The sequence below is a fragment of the Erwinia billingiae Eb661 genome, assembly GCF_000196615.1.
GTDB classification, from domain to species: Bacteria; Pseudomonadota; Gammaproteobacteria; order Enterobacterales; family Enterobacteriaceae; genus Erwinia; species Erwinia billingiae.
Genome location: NC_014306.1, coordinates 3,477,161 through 3,493,678 on the forward strand (window position 1 = coordinate 3,477,161; position 16,518 = coordinate 3,493,678).

Consider the following 16,518-nt stretch of genomic DNA (forward strand, 5'->3'; position numbering starts at 1 on the left):
TCAGGCGAGCCGCCGGAGGTTACTCCTGGCGTGAACTGCCAGAGCTGGAACGGCCGGACTCGTTGTTACGGCTGAGCCACAGTGACAGGGCTTTCAGTGAATCATCGGTGAATTCATCGCAACGGGCGGTGATCTCTTCCGGCGTCATCCAGGTGACCTCATCCACTTCTTCTTCCTGCATGGCAAACGGACCGTGTGAGACGCAGCTGAACAATCCGCCCCAGACGCGGCAGTGCTGATCTTCAAAGTAGAACAGACCGTGTTCAGCAAAAGGAACCGCCGCAATACCCAGCTCCTCTTCCGCCTCACGGCGCGCTGATTCCAGCATATCTTCGCCACTTTGCACCACGCCACCGGCGGTCGCATCCAGCATACCCGGCATAAAGTCTTTGGTTTCTGTACGGCGCTGTACCAGAATTTTGCCCATCCCATCGTGTACCACGATGTAGGTCGCGCGATGGCGCAAACATTGTGCCCGCATATGCGCACGGCTGGACTGTGCGACGACCTCGTTTTCTTCATTAACGATGTCTACCCACTCCGTGCCGCTCTCTTGCTCCACCATCCGTAACCCTTATTTGTTCTGGCGCATCAGCGCACGTTTACTCTTGCCCGCACAGTGTGCCACGGACCGTAAAAAAATTATAACCCGCGAGTGTGATTAACAGGCTGTCTTGGAGGATTCTGAGAGCCAAAGTTGCACGGATGCACGTTGCCACTGGAAATGGGCATAGTCAGCCACGCGATCGGGCACCGGATCGCCGTGCAGAGCCAGCCGATTGATCATCACCGCCAGGTCGGTATCAGCAATTGACCATTCGCCAAACAGGTTTTGCTGGCCCGGCGAGAGCCGACGCTCCACCGCGTCAAACAGCTTTTGCGCAGACGCCTGCGCATCTGCGGTTAAGGCCGGAAACTTTTCATCGGCAAACAGCACTTCCGTGGGGCGCTGCTGACGGATCGGCAGAAAATCGCTGCGCAGCCAGGCCTGAATTTCACGCGCTCTGGCCCGTTTTTCACGATCTTTAGGATAAAGGCGTTCATATTCCGGGGCAGGAAAACGCTCTTCCAGATATTCGGCAATCGCAGAAGATTCGGAAAGCAGGAAATCATCAATCTGTAAGGCCGGTACGCGACGCGTCAGCGAGATCTCGCCAAACGCATTTTCAAGGTGCTGCTGGCTGGCGAGATCAACATGCTGCATCGAGAACGGCACGCCCTTCTCGCTCAGCGCAACAAAGACCGACATCACATAGGGGCTAAAAAAACAGGCATCGGACCACAGCGTTACGTTTGGGTAATTCATCCTGATATCCTTACAAGGCGGCGTCTGCAACCTGTTTACCCATTTTTTCACATAAAGGCAATCCCCCAAACTTCACCTAAGCTGAAAGCAGGCTGTTGGATTTTTTATTTCTCTGATTAAGGACAGACAGCATGCATATTTTACTGACAGGCGGCACCGGCCTGATTGGCAGCCACCTTATTCCCCGCCTGCTGCATCGGGGTGAAACCGTCAGCGTGGTGACACGCGACGTCGCCGCAGCACGGGCGAAGCTGGGCCCGGAAGTGCACCTCTGGTCCGGCCTCGATCAACAACTGGATCTGAATGACGTTGATGCGGTAATCAATCTGGCCGGTGAACCGATTGCCGATAAGCGCTGGACCGAGCAGCAGAAGCGCCACCTGTGCGAAAGCCGCTGGCAAATCACCGAACGGCTGGTGAGCCTAATCCATGCCAGCAGTAACCCGCCTTCGGTGCTGATTTCCGGCTCCGCCACCGGCTTTTACGGCGATACCGGCGACCTGGTGCTGACCGAAGACGATCCCGGTCACGATGAGTTTACCCATCAGCTTTGCGCGCACTGGGAACAGCTGGCGCTGGCGGCGGCCAGCGAACATACCCGGGTTTGCCTGATGCGTACCGGCGTGGTGCTGGCGAAAGAAGGTGGCGCGTTAAGCAAAATGAAATTGCCCTTCAGAATGGGCATCGGCGGCCCGATAGGCATTGGCAAGCAGTATATGCCGTGGATCCATCTGGATGACATGCTGAACGCCATCCTGTGGCTGCTGGACAGCCCTGGCTTAAGCGGTCCGTTCAACATGGTGGCGCCGTATGCGGTGCGCAACGAACAGTTCGCTGCCACGCTGGGGCACGCCATGCACCGCCCGGCCTTTATGCGCACGCCGGCGACCGCCATTAAGCTGATGATGGGCGAATCGGCGATTCTGGTGCTGGGCGGGCAACACGTGTTGCCTAAGCGGCTGGAAGAGTCGGGGTTTGCCTTCCGCTGGTATCAGCTGGACGAGGCGCTGGCAGACGTGGTGTAAGCGCAAGCATCAACCCCGGAAACCGGGGTTGATGGCGGTGCGAACCGGTTACTTCAGCGCACCGGAAAGGAATTGCTGCAGACGGGTGCTTTTCGGATTATTGAACAGTTCCTGCGGCGGTCCTTCTTCCTCAATTTTCCCCTGATGCAGGAAGATCACATGGCTGGAAACGTGGCGGGCAAACTCCATTTCGTGCGTCACCACCACCATGGTTTTCCCCTCTTCTGCCAGCTTCTGCATAATCTTCAGCACTTCACCGACCAGCTCAGGATCCAGCGCAGAGGTGGGCTCATCAAACAGCAGCACTTCGGGCTCCATCGCCAATGCGCGGGCAATAGACACACGCTGCTGCTGACCCCCTGACAGATTCACCGGATATTTGCCGCGCGCGCGCTCATCAATCCCCACTTTATCGAGGTACTTGATCGCCCGTGACTGCGCTTCCGCTTTGCTCAGGCCCAGCACCTGGATTGGCGCTTCCATCACGTTCTGCAGCACCGTCATATGGCTCCACAGATTGAAGTGCTGGAATACCATGGTCAGGCTGGTGCGCAGTTCACGCAGCTGTTCTTTGTTGGAGACCTTCAACTGGCCATCGGTATCACGCACCAGGTTAATCATCTGGTTGTTCACCGCGATGGTGCCTTCGCTTGGCTTCTCAAGGAAGTTAATGCAGCGCAGGAAGGTACTTTTACCTGAACCGGACGAGCCGATAATGCTGATCACATCGCCAGCATTGGCCTGCAGCGATACGCCCTTCAGCACTTCATGCTCGCCATAACGTTTATGCAGTTCAGTTACGCTTAATTTATTGTCGGCCATAATTCTGCTCAATGAGTTGATGAAGGTTTAACGTGCTTCAGCCAGCGTTTTTCCGCCTTGCGGAACAGACTAATCAACACATACGAGATCATAAGATACAGCACCGCCGCAATGCCAAAGGCCACAAACGGCTGATAGGTTGCGGAGTTAATGTCGCGGGCAACCTTCAACAGATCGGGCACCGTGGCGGTAAACGCCAGCGCCGTCGAGTGCAGCATCAGGATCACTTCATTGCTGTAAGCAGGCAGCGCGGTGCGCAGTGCGGAAGGCATGATGATGCAGCGATACAGTTTGAAGGTGGAGAAACCATAGGCCCGCGCCGCTTCAATTTCACCGTGCGGCACCGAACGGATTGCCCCGGCAAAGATTTCGGTGGTGTAGGCACAGGTATTCAGCGTTAACGCCAGCAGCGTACAGTTAAGGCCGCTGCGGAAGAAGGCGTTGAGCAAATCGTTGCCCTTCACAATCTCCAGCGTGTACATGCCCGAGTAGAAGATCAGCAGCTGCACGTATAACGGCGTGCCACGGAAAATATAGGTGAACAGCCACACCGGGAAACGCACGGCGGTAATCGAGGAGACGCGCGCAATGGACAGCAATACCGCCAGGCAGCCGCCCAGCACCACGGAAATAATCAGCAGCCACAGCGTAATCGCCACGCCTGAAAAACGGTATCCGTCAGTCCACAGCAGGGCTTGCCAGTAGTCATGAATAATGTCGATCATAGGTCAGCCCTTCTTACACCCACCGAATAACGGCGTTCAAGCCACAACAGCACGCCGTTGGACAGCGTGGTAAACACCAGATAGATCACCCCGGCCACCACCGCAAAATAGAACGGCTGCCAGGTACTTTTCCCCGCCAGCTGGGTCGCTTTGACCACGTCTTCCAGCCCCAGCAATGACACCAGCGCCGTTGCCTTGAGGATCACCTGCCAGTTATTGCCGATGCCCGGCAGCGCATAGCGCATCATGCCTGGGAACAGGATCCGACGGAAAGTCTGGGAAGAGGTAAAACCGAACGCCGTCGCGGCCTCAATCTGGCCTCTCGGCACCGCCATATAGGCGCCGCGGAAAGTTTCAGTGAAGTACGCGCCGTAGATAAAGCCAAGGGTGATGATACCGGCAACCATCGGATCAATATCAAACTGATCGACGCCCAGTGCATCAGTAAGTTGGTTCAACGCAATTTGCAGACCGTAGAAGATCAGCAGCATCAGAACCAGATCCGGCACGCCACGGATCAGCGTGGTGTAACCTTCGAAAATCAGGCGTAACGCCCGATTGCTGGAGAGCTTGGCCCCTGCGCCAATCAACCCAAGGATAACGGAGAGCAGCACCGAGCTGAGAGCCAGCTCAAGCGTGACCAGCGCACCTTTAAAAATCACTTCAGAATAGCCATACAGCATAAGGATGTCCTGTCTTTGGATTAACTTCGCGTTTCATCCGCCTGTGGCGTACAAAACAGGGGCCGCAGTCTACCGACTGTCGGCCCCCATGACAGGTTTTACTTAACCGCCGTACACGTCAAAGTCGAAATATTTTTTCGCTAACTTATCGTAGGTTCCATCTTTACGCATGGAATCGAACGCTTTATCGATCGCGGCTTTCAGGTCGGCATCATCTTTACGCATGCCCATCCCGGTACCCACACCGAAGATTTTCTCGTCTTTTACTGCCGGACCTGCAAAGGCAAAGCCCTTACCGGCAGGCTGCTTCAGGAAGCCTTCGCTGGCGGCAACTTCATCCTGGAAGGCGGCATCGATACGTCCCGCGGTCAGATCCTGATACACCAGGTCCTGGTTCGCGTAAGGGGTAACGGTGATACCTTTTGGACGCCAGTTTTCGTTGGCATACGTTTCCTGCGTGGTGCCCTGCAGCAGACCGATGGTTTTGCCTTTCAGCGAATCCAGCGTCGGCATGATTTTCGAGCCTTTCGGCGCGATCAGACGGGCGTTAGCTGCGTACAGTTTTTCCGAGAAAGCGATTTCCATCTGACGCTTTTCGGTAATTGAGAGCGAGGAGATGATGGCATCAATTTTTTTCGCTTTCAGAGAGGGGATCAAAGCATCGAAATCACTTTCCACGTAGGTACATTTGGTCTCCATACGCTTACAGATCTCATTCGCCAGATCGATATCGAAGCCAACCAGTTGCCCCTGAGCGTTTTTAGACTCAAACGGAGCATAGGTCGGATCGGTGCCGATGCGCAGCGTTTTCGGCGCAGCAGCAAACGCGCTGCTTGCGCTGGAGAGAGCCAGCAGCAGAGAAAGAGCCAGGACCTGCTTTTTCATAGATTACCCTCGAAGATGATTTTTTATTATGTCAGTCGTGATGTTGTTAGCGCAGTTGGAACAGTTGTCTTTTGCAGATTTCATGCCAGTTTTGTGCTGCCCTGCCCCATTGCTGCGCAATCAGCGCGTTTCGCCTGTTGGCGGCGTAAACGCCTTGATTGTGGGGAAATATATAACAGGTTTGTACATTCGAGGTGGTAACAATGTTGCATTTTGGTGCACTCAATGCACGAAATGCGATTCAGCACCAATTAAAGCACCATGATGGTGCATAGCAGGCCGCTTTATGCACCCTGCCAGCGCGTAAACAGATCTTTATCGAGCGTGATCTCGAACTGGTCGAGCACGCGATTGACGGTCTGATCGACGATATCCATGATGCTTTCAGGACGATGATAGAAGGCGGGGACCGGCGGCATAATGATCGCGCCAAGTTCGGCGGCGGTGGTCATCATCCGCAAATGGCCGACATGCAGTGGGGTTTCACGCACGCACAGCACCAGCCGGCGGCGCTCTTTTAACACCACATCGGCGGCGCGGGTCAGCAGACCATCGGAGTAGCTGTGCACAATGCCCGAGAGGGTTTTCATTGAGCATGGCAGAATGGCCATACCGTCGGTTTTATAGGAACCGGATGAGATGCTGGCGGCAATGTCGCGCACGTCATGGACCACATCGGCCATCGCCTGCACGTCACGTACCGAATAATCACTTTCCAGTGCCAGCGTCTGGCGTGCAGCCGCGCTCATCACCAGATGGGTTTCCACCCCGCTGACCTGCTGCAAAATCTGCAGCGCACGGACGCCATAAATGACGCCGCTGGCACCTGAGATGCCAATAATAAGTCGTTTCATAAATATCCTGCGGGGGTAGCTAAAGACTGAAGTATGCCATCTGCGACGCTAAAATAGAAATGGGCCGGAATCTCTTCCGGCCCATCTGACCTGCCACACCATTCAGGGATTAACCTTCGTTGTGCATTTCCAGGTTTTCCACTTCGTTAACGCGCGCCATCGCTTTGGCATCATCGTTACGCAGCGACTGGAGATACTCCAGATATTGCTGATCGACATCTTTGGTCACGTAGATCCCGTTGAACACCGAGCACTCGAACTGCGCGATATCCGGGTTTTCTTCTTTGACCGCTTCGATCAGATCGTCCAGGTCCTGGAAGATCAGGCCATCAGCTCCAATCAGCTGACGGATCTCTTCCACTTCACGGCCATGGGCAATCAGCTCCGTTGCGCTCGGCATATCAATGCCGTACACGTTCGGGAAACGGATTTCCGGTGCCGCGGAAGCCAGATAGACTTTCTTCGCACCCGCTTCACGGGCCATCTCGATGATCTGCTCACAGGTGGTGCCGCGAACAATGGAGTCATCGACCAGCAGCACGTTTTTACCACGGAACTCAGCACGGTTCGCGTTCAGCTTGCGGCGAACCGCGCTGCGGCGCTGGTGCTGACCCGGCATGATAAAAGTACGGCCGACGTAGCGGTTTTTCACAAACCCCTGACGGTATGGCTTGTCCAGAATGCGGGCCATCTCCAGCGCGATATCGCAGGAGGTTTCCGGGATTGGGATGACCACGTCAATGTCCAGGTCTTCCCACTCACGGGCGATTTTCTCACCCAGCTTGGTGCCCATGCGAACGCGGGCGCTGTAGACGGAAATTTTGTCCAGGAACGAGTCCGGGCGGGCAAAATAGACGTACTCAAACAGGCACGGATTGCATTTCGGGTTCTCTGCACACTGACGCGTGAACAGCTGACCTTTCTCGGTGACGTAAACCGCTTCGCCCGGCGCAACATCACGCAGGAATTCGAAGCCGAGCGTATCCAGCGCCACGCTTTCAGAGGCAACCATATACTCATGGCGACCGTCTTTCATGCCACGCTTGCCAATCACCAACGGACGGATGCCGTTAGGATCGCGGAACGCAACCATGCCATGGCCGATGATCATCGACACGCAGGCATACGCGCCACGAACGTGCTGATGAACCGCTGCCACAGCGGCAAAAATGTTGTCTGCTTCCAGCGGGAAGTGCTGAAAACGATCCAGCTCCTGAGCAAAGATATTGAGCAGGATTTCAGAATCTGATGTGGTGTTAACGTGACGACGACCGCTTTCGAACAGCTGCTTACGCAGTTCGTGCGCGTTGGTCAGGTTACCGTTGTGCGCAAGCGTAATGCCGTAAGGCGAGTTCACGTAGAAAGGCTGCGCTTCGGAAGCACTGGAGCTTCCCGCAGTTGGGTAACGGACGTGACCGATGCCCATATTGCCTTGCATACGCTGCATATGGCGGGCTTCAAATACATCGCTAACCAGGCCGTTTGCTTTACGCAGGCGGAAGCAATTCAATGCATCAATGGTTACGATGCCTGCGGCATCCTGCCCACGGTGCTGGAGCACCGTTAACGCGTCATAAATCGACTGGTTGACCGGCATAAATCCGGCGATCCCGACAATACCGCACATGTGGTTATTTCCTCATAAGCCGCAACCCAGGTTCTATTACCGGGGCAAAAAACTCGACGTGCTTTTCAGGTAGTCAAAAAACCACCTGATGATGTAACTGAACTGGGGAACCAGCTGAGACTGTTGCCAGTCCGGACTTTTGGAAAATCCGGTGAATGTATCGAGGAAAAACAGAATGGCTGAGACTATCAGCACGCCACGTAATGCCCCGAAACAGACTCCCAACACTCTGTCGGTACCCGACAGGCCGGTTTTTTCAACCAGCGACCCAATAACGAAGTTGACGATAGCCCCAACTAACAGCGTGGCAACGAACAACACCGCAATGGCGATCCCATTTCGAACCAGTTCGTCTTCAAAACCGGTGAACCAGACCGCGAGGAAGGAGTAGTAATGACTGGCGACAAAAAATGCGCAACCCCAGGTGACGAGTGATAATGCTTCCCGAACGAACCCACGGATCAGGCTGACAAGAGCCGAAAAACTAATAACCGCAATAATGACGTAATCTATCCAGACCATGAACTCTTCCAGCGACTGTGCCCCTGCATCCAGTTCGGGGCGAATTCTAACAGAAAAAGAAAACGTTTGCGTAGGGTTTTCCTTTGCCAGTTTAATTAAAACAATTTGCTAAAAAAACCAGCAATCATGCGCGCTGGCGGCTATCCGACCTTGTCGGACAGCCCGGTACTGCAATCTTTTGATTTGCATCGGGTAAGCCGCCCAAAAGGCGGTTTTACCCGAGTGAAGCGCCTGGCCGAAAACGGCCGTTGGCAAGGCGCAGACTCTTACAGTAATAGCGACAGGCTAACGTTAGCGAGCGCTATATGGTTTCACCACGCCGCCCAATCCTGAGATGCCTTTCAGCTCTGAGATTGATGCCTGCATTTTCGCTTTCGACGCGTCCGGCCCGACATAAATACGGGTGATTTCGCCCTGAACCGGCGTGGAAGGCACGGTAAAGGCGCGATAACCGGAAAGACGCAGCTGGGCGACAACCTGGTTCACCTTGCTGGCATTCTTCAGTGCGCCGAGCTGGACGACGTAAGCCTGACCGGTTGGTGCGCTCTCCGGCTCAGCGGCCTGAGGTGCAGGTTCTGGCTTCGGTTCGGCCTTCGGCTGCGCTTTCGGTTTCTCAACCGTTTTTTCAACCGGCTTCGGCTTCGGTTTTTCCACCGGCTTCGGCTGCTGTACCGGCTTAGACTCGACCATCGGCGGCGGGGAAATCACGCTGGGCTTATTGGCGGATTTTGGCGCGGTTGAGCCACTTTCAGCCTGCGAGGTATTGCCCGGCGTTTTGCCTTCCACCGCCGTGGCTGCACCTTCTGGCGGCTGCGAAGGTAAAGACTGCGTTACCGGAGGAACCAGATCGTTCTCCTGCTGGTCGCCCGGTTTAGGCACCAGCGGGATCGCGGCAAACTCTTCTTTATAGTGCTTCTTCTTGCCGTCGAGCAGGCCTGGCAGAATGATGACACCCAGTGCAACTATTATGACGGTCCCGACTAAACGGTTCTGAAACTTACTGGCCACTGCCGTTCTCCGTTTCCCTCGTTTCCATAACCTGTGCCACGGTGTGGAACGATCCGCACACCAGCACAATATCCTGCGCTTCAGCCTGTTGCAGCGCCTGGCGATAAGCATCGGCCACGCTGGTAAAGGTCTGCGCTGTCGGCAAATGGGCCTTCAGCTGTTCAGCGCTGGCACCGCGCGGGCCGTCCAGCGGCGCGCAATACCAGTAATCCACTTCAGGTTGCAGACAGGCCAGCGTACCGGCAATGTCTTTGTCATGCAGCATACCGACCACCGCGTGAACCTTGCCGCTTTTTGGCAGTTCACTGAGTCGACCCGCCAGATAGCTGGCCGCATGCGGATTGTGCGCCACGTCCAGGATCACCCTCGGTGACTCGGCGACCGTCTGAAAACGGCCGGGCAGAATCGCCTTGTCCAGCCATTGGTAGATGATTGCATCATCCACCTGCAGCGAGGAACAGCGCAGCGCAGCCAGCGCGGTGGCAGCATTAGGCATCGGCACCTGCGGCAGAGGCAGTGCGCTTAGCGTGCCCTGCGCATCGGTAAACGACCAGCTGCCCTCTTCCACGGTGTAAGACCAGTCACGACCGCGCTTCACCAGCTGCGCGCCGAGGCTATCGGCTACTTCGGCGATGGTGTACGGCATATCAGGTTCACCGACCACCGCAGGCTTACCGCCACGGAAGACGCCGGCTTTCTCGCGACCGATGCTTTCACGATCCGGACCCAGCCAGTCGGTGTGATCCAGCGCGATACTGGTCACCACCGCGACGTCGGCATCGACGATATTGGTGGCATCCAGACGACCGCCCAACCCGACTTCCAGGATCACCACATCCAGCTTAGCGCGTTTAAACAGCCACAAAGCGGAGAGCGTCCCGAATTCAAAGTAGGTCAGTGAAGTGTCGCCCCGTCCGGCGTCAATATCCGCAAACGACGCGGTGTGATCGGCTTCGGGCAGCTCTTCGCCCTGAATGCGCACCCGTTCGGTATAGCGCAGCAGATGCGGGGAGCTGAACACGCCGACGCGATAGCCTGCGGCCATCAGCAGCGTTTCAAGGGTTCGACAGGTGGTGCCTTTGCCGTTGGTCCCGGCGACGGTGAAAACCACGGGAGCAGGCGTTAACAGGTCGAGCGACGTAGCCACGCGATGGACGCGTGTCAGCCCGAGTTCGATAGCTTGAGTATGGAGATTCTCAAGATAATGAAGCCACGTGACCAAAGGTGACGTGGCTTGAGGAAGATTATCCATTTGTCCCGTTCACAACGTTACGGTTCATTGGTAAAAGGGGCTGTGCGCCCCTTTCAATCGTTGATCAGGCCTCATGGCCCTGCGACGCGTCTTCGTCCTGGACCGCTTCTTTATGCGTATCTTCCACTGGCGCAGGGATATTCATCATCTTCGCCAGAATGCTGGCCAGCTTGAAGCGCATCACCGGACGGCGAACGATCATATCGATAGCGCCCTTCTCGATCAGGAACTCACTGCGCTGGAAGCCTGGTGGCAGTTTCTCACGCACGGTCTGTTCGATAACGCGTGGACCGGCAAAGCCGATCAGCGCTTTAGGTTCAGCAATGTTCAGATCGCCCAGCATCGCGAAACTGGCAGACACGCCACCCATGGTGGGGTCAGTCAGTACCGAAATATACGGCAGACCGCGTTCCTGCATCTTCGCCAGCGCGGCGCTGGTTTTTGCCATCTGCATCAGCGACATCAGCGCTTCCTGCATACGGGCACCGCCGGAAGCGGAGAAGCAGATCATCGGGCAGTTGTCTTCCAGCGCCTGTTCCACCGCACGAACGAAACGCGCGCCAACAACAGAACCCATTGAGCCGCCCATAAAGGAGAACTCAAACGCAGCAGCCACGACCGGCATGCCGTGCAACGTCCCTTTCATCACGATCAGCGCGTCTTTTTCGTTGGTCTCTTTCTGAGCCGCAACCAGACGATCTTTGTATTTCTTGGAGTCTTTGAACTTGAGCAGATCTTTCGGCTCCAGTTCGCTGCCCAGCTCTGTCATTGAGCCTTCGTCCAGCACGCTGTGCAGGCGGTCGCGACCATGCATACGCATGTGGTGATCGCATTTCGGGCAAACTTCCAGATTACGTTCCAGCTCGGCGCGGTACAGGACCTGGCCGCAGCTGTCGCATTTGGTCCAGACCCCTTCAGGAATACTGGCTTTACGCGATGGAGTAGTGGTGCTTTTATTGAGAATTCGTTCAATCCAGCTCATTGATGACCTTTCTGTTTGAACCTGGTGAAACCAGTTTTCTTTTTTCCACGCCGCAGGCAGCGCAGACCATAATGTCGCTCATTAAACCATAACCGCCCGATGCTGTGGATAAAAATCTGGTATCCGGGCGGCAGTTTAGCGATGTATTACTGCGATTTTTGCTGCTTTGCGGCCCGACGGTGACGCCAGACTTCAATCACACCCGGCAGAATCGACAGGACGATTATTGCCACGATCAGCAGCTTCAGATTCTCCTGCACAACCGGCAAATCACCAAACAGGTAACCCGCGTAGGAGAATAGCAGCACCCAGAGCAACCCACCCGAGATGTTATACAGGGCAAAGTGGCGATAGGACATTTTTCCCATACCGGCGACGAACGGCGCAAATGTCCGGACGATCGGCACGAAGCGCGCAAGAATAATCGTTTTCCCGCCGTGACGCTCGTAAAATTGATGGGTTTTATCGAGGTGGCTACGACGGAAGATTTTCGAGTTCGGGTTACTGAACAATTTATCGCCAAACAACCGGCCAATGGTGTAGTTCACCGCATCGCCGACGATAGCCGCCACGGCCATCAGCGCCACCATCACATGGATATTCAGATCGTTGGTCGGTAACGCCGCCAGTGCACCGGCGACAAACAGCAGCGAATCCCCAGGCAGGAATGGGGTCACCACCAGTCCGGTTTCACAGAACAGGATCAGGAACAAAATGGCATACACCCACATGCCGTACTGCGCCACCAGCTCCGCCAGATGGACATCAATATGCAGGATAAAGTCGACTACAAAACGAATCAGTTCCATACACCTTTCCTTAATTCGTAAGGCTTAAAATTAATCCTCGAGGAACAACGGTCCCATCGGCGGACGTGGTAATTCAAAATGGTCAGGATAATCGACTGACACCAGGTACAGTCCTTCAGCCCGTGCAGTCGCCGCCGCCAGCGTGCGATCTTTCGCTGCCAACAGCTCTGCTATCCAGCTTTCCTGCTGATTACCACAGCCTACTTCCATCAGGCTTCCGACAATATTGCGCACCATATGGTGGACAAAGGCGTTGGCTTTAATGTCCACGATCACGTAAGCGCCAAAGCGGCTGACGTTCAGGTGGAACACTCTGCGCCACGGCGTGCGGGACTGACACTGCACGGCGCGGAATGAGGTGAAATCATTTTCGCCCAACAGGCTCTGCCCGGCTCGCTGCATCCTTTCCACATCCAGAGGATGGTAAAAGTGCGTCACGCCGCCATGCAGAATGGCCGGACGCAAACGGCGGTTATAGATGACGTAACGGTAACGGCGTGCAGTGGCGCTGAAGCGGGCATGAAAATCGTCGCTGACCGGTTTTACCCAGCGCACCGCGATATCATCGGGCAAATTTGCATTCACCCCCAGCGTCCAGGCGGCATCTTTACGCAGCGAGGTGGTTTCAAAATGCACCACCTGACCGGTGCCGTGCACGCCCGCATCGGTGCGGCCGGCGCAAAAAACGCTGACCGGATGGTCTGCCACTTTCGACAGCGCCTTTTCCAGCTTTTCCTGCACGCTGCGGACTTCCTGCTGCCGCTGCCAGCCATAATAGTGGCTCCCGTCATATTCAATGCCGAGCGCCAGCTTATGCGTTTGCTCCGGCAAGGCTGCTTCTGACATCAGTACATATACTCCTGAACCAGTTTCTCGGCCGTTTTCACCGCCATCAACGCGCCGCCGAAACGGACGTTGTCAGACACAGACCAGAACTGCAGCATTTCCGGCACGCCGTAATCGTTACGCACGCAGCCGATGCTCAGGTGATCGTTGCCGGAGGCATCGCCAACCTGAGTCGGGTAATCCGTTTCGTCAGACAGCGCGATATCTTCCGCCTGAAGCAGCACTTCGCGCGCCTCTTCCGCTGACATCGGACGCAGGTTTTCCAGATGGATAATCTGCGCGTTACCGTAGAACACCGGTGCCTGTACGGTAGAAACCGAGACCGGCAATCCTTCGTCCTGCAGCACTTTGCGCAACTGATCCACCAGGCGACGCTCCTGCACCACGCTACCTTCCGCATCTGGCAGTAACGGCAACATGTTAAAGGCCAGCTGACGATCGAAGAAACCGGCTTCGACCGGCAGGCCGTTCAGCAGTCGGGCACTTTCACTGGCCAGGGAATCGACCGCGGCTTTGCCGTGTGCCGAGGCGGCAATCAGGCTGGTGACCTGAATGCGGCTTAAACCCGCCTGATCGACCAGCGGTTTGATGGCGCACAGCAGTTGGCTGGTCACGCTGTCCGCAACGCTGATGATATTGCGATTGCGGTAATCGCCGAGTACCTGCGGATTGACATCGGGCACCACCAGCGGCACATCCGGCTCCAGCGCGAACAGGTCGCTGCTGTCAATCACCAGGCAACCCGAGTTGGCCGCTTCTTCCGCATAGGTTGCGGAAGCTTCGCGTCCGGCGACAAAAAACGCCAGCTGCACCTGCGACCAGTCAAAATCTTTCGCATCCGTCACCAGCACGGATTTGCCATCAAAACGCAGGGTTTCGCCCGCGCTGCGTTCGCTGGCCAGCAAATGCAGTTCACCAACCGGGAACTGGCGTTCCGCCAGCAGTTCCAGTAAAGCTCGCCCTACTGCGCCTGTAGCGCCCAATAGCGCAATGTTCCAGCCGTCAGACATGTTGGTTAACTCCAGAAATGAAACAAAAAGAGAAGGCGGTGTTCACACCGCCCGCAGAATAAGACTATGGACTAAGGCTTATCCTAACCTTAGGTTGCCGGCTGAAAAACGGCGTTGAATCCGAGTTTTTTCAGCAACGCCGCGACCGGCTCCACGTCGCACTGCACCTGCAGTGACGACCATTCGCGACGTTCCAGATAATTCTTACGCAGGCGATCAAATTCGCCTGGGATTGCGGCCACGGCTCGCAGCGGCGCATCATCGCGGCGCACATCATACACCAGATGCACCAGTCTTTTTAGCGTTGGCTGATCCAGCTCGCCATGCAGGGTGATCTGGCCAAACTCAGGGGCCGGCAACAGCGTGTCCAGCGCCACCTGTTGGGGCTTGCCGAGGAACGCCGTCCAGGCTTCAAATACCTGCGTGGTGCCGCGCGCCTTGCCTTCCAGCGTATAGCCAGCAATGTGCGCGGTGGCGATGTCCACTTTAGCCAGCAGCGGCAGAGACAGCTCGGGTTCCGGCTCCCAGACGTCAAGGATTACGCTCAGATCGTCACGCTGTTCCAGCACCTTCAGCAGCGCGGCGTTATCAACAACCGGGCCACGACAGGCGTTGATCAGAATGCTGCCCGGCTTCAGCGCCTTCAGCAGCGCTTCGTCAGCAAGGTGCAGCGTTTTATAGTCACCCTGCTTATACAGCGGCGTATGGAAAGTCAGGATATCGGCGTCGGCCACCAGCGTGGAGAGCGGCAGAAACTCGCCGTCATCACCGCGATCGGCACGCGGCGGATCGCACAGCAGGGTTTTGATCCCCAGCGCTTCAAGGCGAGCCTGCAAACGGCCTCCCACGTTACCCACGCCGACGATACCGACCGTGCGGTCCTTCAACAGGAAGCCGTCACGCTCAGCCAACAACAGCAGAGAAGAGAACACGTATTCCACCACGGCAATCGCATTGCAGCCAGGCGCCGCAGAGAAGGCAATACCCTGCTCCTGCAGAAACGCCTCATCAATATGATCCGTACCGGCGGTGGCGGTACCGACAAATTTCACCGGTTTGCCGCTCAGCAGTTCCGCGTTCACTTTGGTGACGGAACGCACCATCAAACCATCCGCATCGTCCAGCTCGGCCTGCGGCACAGGACGGCCCGGCACGGCAACCACGGTTCCGGTGCGGCTGAACAGCTCGCGGGCGTAAGGCATATTTTCATCAACGAGGATTTTCACTATCGTGTTCCTGCTTGGGTCGGGTGGGGCAATATTCTGCCATAAACCCGCGGGCCGGATAACCCTCAGGTGCGGTGATTAGGATGTTGTCCGTTTACAAGGCCGTAATGCGTGGCGATAGCGCTCCGGCGTGGTGCCAGACTGCTGCTGAAACATGACAATCAATGCCGAGGCGGAGTTGTACCCCAGATCCAGTGCCGTCTCCTGCACGGTTTTTCCCTGTTCCAACAGCGAGATGGCATGCAGAAAGCGCAGGCGTTGCCGCCATTCGCTAAACGACATTCCCAGCTGTGCCTGGCAGCGCCGCGACAGCGTGCGCTCGGTGGTGAACACGCGCGTCGCCCACTGCGCCAGCGTGGTGTTATCCGCCGGATCCTGTTCTAACGCCAGCAATACCGGCGACAGGATTTTATCGTCGGAGGTCGGCAGATAACTCTCCTGCTCTTCCGCCAGCTTCAGCTGATCCAACAGCACCCCGCACAGTCGTCGATCTTCCTCACTGGCAGGCACCGAGACGGCGCGCTGCGCGAAGTCCTCCATGATCGCCTTAACGATCGGATTGACGTTCAGCAGGCAGGCGCTGGTGGGCAGGCCCGCGCAGAATTCCGCCGCCACGTTAAAGGTGTAGAAAAAGGCCTGTTTCGGATTAAAGCTGGTGTGTTCGACCCCTGGCGGGATCCAGATCGGGATCGCGGTGGGCGTCAGCAGGCGCTGTCCCGCCACCTGCATTTGTAGCACGTTGCTCTGGACGAAAATAACCTGTCCCCAGACGTGCGTATGCGGCAAATATTCGGTATTGGCGTTGGCATGCTCATAACGAAAGAAGTAGTGCAGGCTGCTGGCATCCACCGGGGCGGTGTAGGTAATTTGCGCGATCATTCTGTCCGGTCAGTAACGGTTATTGTCCGATATTCACTATCTGTCTTTAATGCGACA

At 56.1% G+C, this 16,518-nt stretch carries 18 protein-coding genes; 1 reads left to right on the forward strand and 17 read right to left on the reverse strand.

Annotation, left to right across the window (positions count from 1 at the left end; all coding sequences use genetic code 11):
• Positions 1 to 19: 19 nt before the first annotated feature.
• Positions 20 to 565 carry an NUDIX hydrolase YfcD gene (gene yfcD, locus EBC_RS17190; protein ID WP_013203113.1) on the reverse strand — a complete coding sequence of 182 codons (546 nt, stop codon included), beginning with the start codon at positions 563 to 565 and terminating at the stop codon, positions 20 to 22.
• A gap of 96 nt (positions 566 to 661) precedes the next feature.
• Positions 662 to 1,306 carry a glutathione transferase gene (yfcF, locus tag EBC_RS17195; protein WP_013203114.1) on the reverse strand — a complete coding sequence of 215 codons (645 nt, stop codon included), beginning with the start codon at positions 1,304 to 1,306 and terminating at the stop codon, positions 662 to 664.
• 131 nt (positions 1,307 to 1,437) lie between these two features.
• On the opposite strand from yfcF, the gene EBC_RS17200 reads away from it, so the two are divergent.
• Complete coding sequence (locus EBC_RS17200; protein WP_013203115.1) at positions 1,438 to 2,331, forward strand: TIGR01777 family oxidoreductase; 894 nt, start codon at positions 1,438 to 1,440, stop codon at positions 2,329 to 2,331.
• A gap of 48 nt (positions 2,332 to 2,379) precedes the next feature.
• Here the strand turns inward: EBC_RS17200 and hisP are convergent, their stop codons facing one another.
• The 15 genes from hisP to EBC_RS17275 all read right to left on the reverse strand — a co-directional run bounded on the left by hisP (position 2,380) and on the right by EBC_RS17275 (position 16,461).
• Positions 2,380 to 3,153, reverse strand: coding sequence for a histidine ABC transporter ATP-binding protein HisP (gene hisP, locus EBC_RS17205; RefSeq protein ID WP_013203116.1), 774 nt, complete (start codon positions 3,151 to 3,153; stop codon positions 2,380 to 2,382).
• Positions 3,154 to 3,161: 8 nt separating this feature from the next.
• Positions 3,162 to 3,878, reverse strand: coding sequence for an ABC transporter permease (locus EBC_RS17210; RefSeq protein ID WP_013203117.1), 717 nt, complete (start codon positions 3,876 to 3,878; stop codon positions 3,162 to 3,164).
• Positions 3,875 to 4,561, reverse strand: coding sequence for a histidine ABC transporter permease HisQ (locus EBC_RS17215; RefSeq protein WP_013203118.1), 687 nt, complete (start codon positions 4,559 to 4,561; stop codon positions 3,875 to 3,877). The genes EBC_RS17210 and EBC_RS17215 overlap by 4 nt, the downstream gene beginning before the upstream one ends.
• Positions 4,562 to 4,663: 102 nt before the next feature.
• Positions 4,664 to 5,446 carry a lysine/arginine/ornithine ABC transporter substrate-binding protein ArgT gene (gene argT / locus EBC_RS17220; protein WP_013203119.1) on the reverse strand — a complete coding sequence of 261 codons (783 nt, stop codon included), beginning with the start codon at positions 5,444 to 5,446 and terminating at the stop codon, positions 4,664 to 4,666.
• A 284-nt stretch (positions 5,447 to 5,730) separates the two neighbouring features.
• Positions 5,731 to 6,300, reverse strand: coding sequence for a UbiX family flavin prenyltransferase (locus EBC_RS17225; protein ID WP_013203120.1), 570 nt, complete (start codon positions 6,298 to 6,300; stop codon positions 5,731 to 5,733).
• A 109-nt stretch (positions 6,301 to 6,409) separates the two neighbouring features.
• Positions 6,410 to 7,927: an amidophosphoribosyltransferase gene (purF, locus tag EBC_RS17230; RefSeq protein WP_013203121.1), complete on the reverse strand. Its 1,518-nt coding sequence runs from the start codon at positions 7,925 to 7,927 to the stop codon at positions 6,410 to 6,412.
• 36 nt (positions 7,928 to 7,963) lie between these two features.
• Entirely contained in the window at positions 7,964 to 8,449 is a 486-nt protein-coding gene (cvpA, locus tag EBC_RS17235) for a colicin V production protein (RefSeq protein WP_013203122.1), read from the reverse strand.
• 291 nt (positions 8,450 to 8,740) lie between these two features.
• Entirely contained in the window at positions 8,741 to 9,457 is a 717-nt protein-coding gene (gene dedD, locus EBC_RS17240; protein WP_013203123.1) for a cell division protein DedD, read from the reverse strand.
• Positions 9,447 to 10,709, reverse strand: a complete 1,263-nt coding sequence (folC, locus tag EBC_RS17245; RefSeq protein ID WP_013203124.1) for a bifunctional tetrahydrofolate synthase/dihydrofolate synthase — start codon at positions 10,707 to 10,709, stop codon at positions 9,447 to 9,449. Before folC ends, dedD begins: the two co-directional genes overlap by 11 nt.
• A 64-nt stretch (positions 10,710 to 10,773) precedes the next feature.
• A complete protein-coding gene (accD, locus tag EBC_RS17250) occupies positions 10,774 to 11,691 on the reverse strand; it encodes an acetyl-CoA carboxylase, carboxyltransferase subunit beta (protein WP_013203125.1) in 918 nt (305 codons plus the stop codon).
• Between the two features lie 146 nt (positions 11,692 to 11,837).
• The gene (locus tag EBC_RS17255; RefSeq protein ID WP_013203126.1) at positions 11,838 to 12,500 is read right to left on the reverse strand and encodes a DedA family protein; all 663 of its coding nucleotides are present in this window, start codon (positions 12,498 to 12,500) and stop codon (positions 11,838 to 11,840) included.
• 30 nt (positions 12,501 to 12,530) lie between these two features.
• On the reverse strand, positions 12,531 to 13,346 hold the full coding sequence (truA, locus tag EBC_RS17260) for a tRNA pseudouridine(38-40) synthase TruA (protein WP_013203127.1): 816 nt from the start codon (positions 13,344 to 13,346) through the stop codon (positions 12,531 to 12,533).
• A complete protein-coding gene (locus tag EBC_RS17265) occupies positions 13,346 to 14,356 on the reverse strand; it encodes an aspartate-semialdehyde dehydrogenase (RefSeq protein ID WP_013203128.1) in 1,011 nt (336 codons plus the stop codon). Before EBC_RS17265 ends, truA begins: the two co-directional genes overlap by 1 nt.
• A gap of 89 nt (positions 14,357 to 14,445) precedes the next feature.
• Positions 14,446 to 15,582 carry a 4-phosphoerythronate dehydrogenase PdxB gene (gene pdxB, locus EBC_RS17270; RefSeq protein ID WP_013203129.1) on the reverse strand — a complete coding sequence of 379 codons (1,137 nt, stop codon included), beginning with the start codon at positions 15,580 to 15,582 and terminating at the stop codon, positions 14,446 to 14,448.
• 78 nt (positions 15,583 to 15,660) lie between these two features.
• Entirely contained in the window at positions 15,661 to 16,461 is an 801-nt protein-coding gene (locus tag EBC_RS17275; protein WP_013203130.1) for an AraC family transcriptional regulator, read from the reverse strand.
• Between the last annotated feature and the right edge of the window lie 57 nt (positions 16,462 to 16,518).

Coding starts and splice junctions, on each gene's coding strand:
- yfcD (WP_013203113.1), bottom strand. CDS start 565: ATGGTGGAGCAAGAGAGCGGCACGGAGTGGGTAGACATCGTTAATGAA.
- yfcF (WP_013203114.1), bottom strand. CDS start 1,306: ATGAATTACCCAAACGTAACGCTGTGGTCCGATGCCTGTTTTTTTAGC.
- EBC_RS17200 (WP_013203115.1), top strand. CDS start 1,438: ATGCATATTTTACTGACAGGCGGCACCGGCCTGATTGGCAGCCACCTT.
- hisP (WP_013203116.1), bottom strand. CDS start 3,153: ATGGCCGACAATAAATTAAGCGTAACTGAACTGCATAAACGTTATGGC.
- EBC_RS17210 (WP_013203117.1), bottom strand. CDS start 3,878: ATGATCGACATTATTCATGACTACTGGCAAGCCCTGCTGTGGACTGAC.
- EBC_RS17215 (WP_013203118.1), bottom strand. CDS start 4,561: ATGCTGTATGGCTATTCTGAAGTGATTTTTAAAGGTGCGCTGGTCACG.
- argT (WP_013203119.1), bottom strand. CDS start 5,446: ATGAAAAAGCAGGTCCTGGCTCTTTCTCTGCTGCTGGCTCTCTCCAGC.
- EBC_RS17225 (WP_013203120.1), bottom strand. CDS start 6,300: ATGAAACGACTTATTATTGGCATCTCAGGTGCCAGCGGCGTCATTTAT.
- purF (WP_013203121.1), bottom strand. CDS start 7,927: ATGTGCGGTATTGTCGGGATCGCCGGATTTATGCCGGTCAACCAGTCG.
- cvpA (WP_013203122.1), bottom strand. CDS start 8,449: ATGGTCTGGATAGATTACGTCATTATTGCGGTTATTAGTTTTTCGGCT.
- folC (WP_013203124.1), bottom strand. CDS start 10,709: ATGGATAATCTTCCTCAAGCCACGTCACCTTTGGTCACGTGGCTTCAT.
- accD (WP_013203125.1), bottom strand. CDS start 11,691: ATGAGCTGGATTGAACGAATTCTCAATAAAAGCACCACTACTCCATCG.
- EBC_RS17255 (WP_013203126.1), bottom strand. CDS start 12,500: ATGGAACTGATTCGTTTTGTAGTCGACTTTATCCTGCATATTGATGTC.
- truA (WP_013203127.1), bottom strand. CDS start 13,346: ATGTCAGAAGCAGCCTTGCCGGAGCAAACGCATAAGCTGGCGCTCGGC.
- EBC_RS17265 (WP_013203128.1), bottom strand. CDS start 14,356: ATGTCTGACGGCTGGAACATTGCGCTATTGGGCGCTACAGGCGCAGTA.
- EBC_RS17275 (WP_013203130.1), bottom strand. CDS start 16,461: ATGATCGCGCAAATTACCTACACCGCCCCGGTGGATGCCAGCAGCCTG.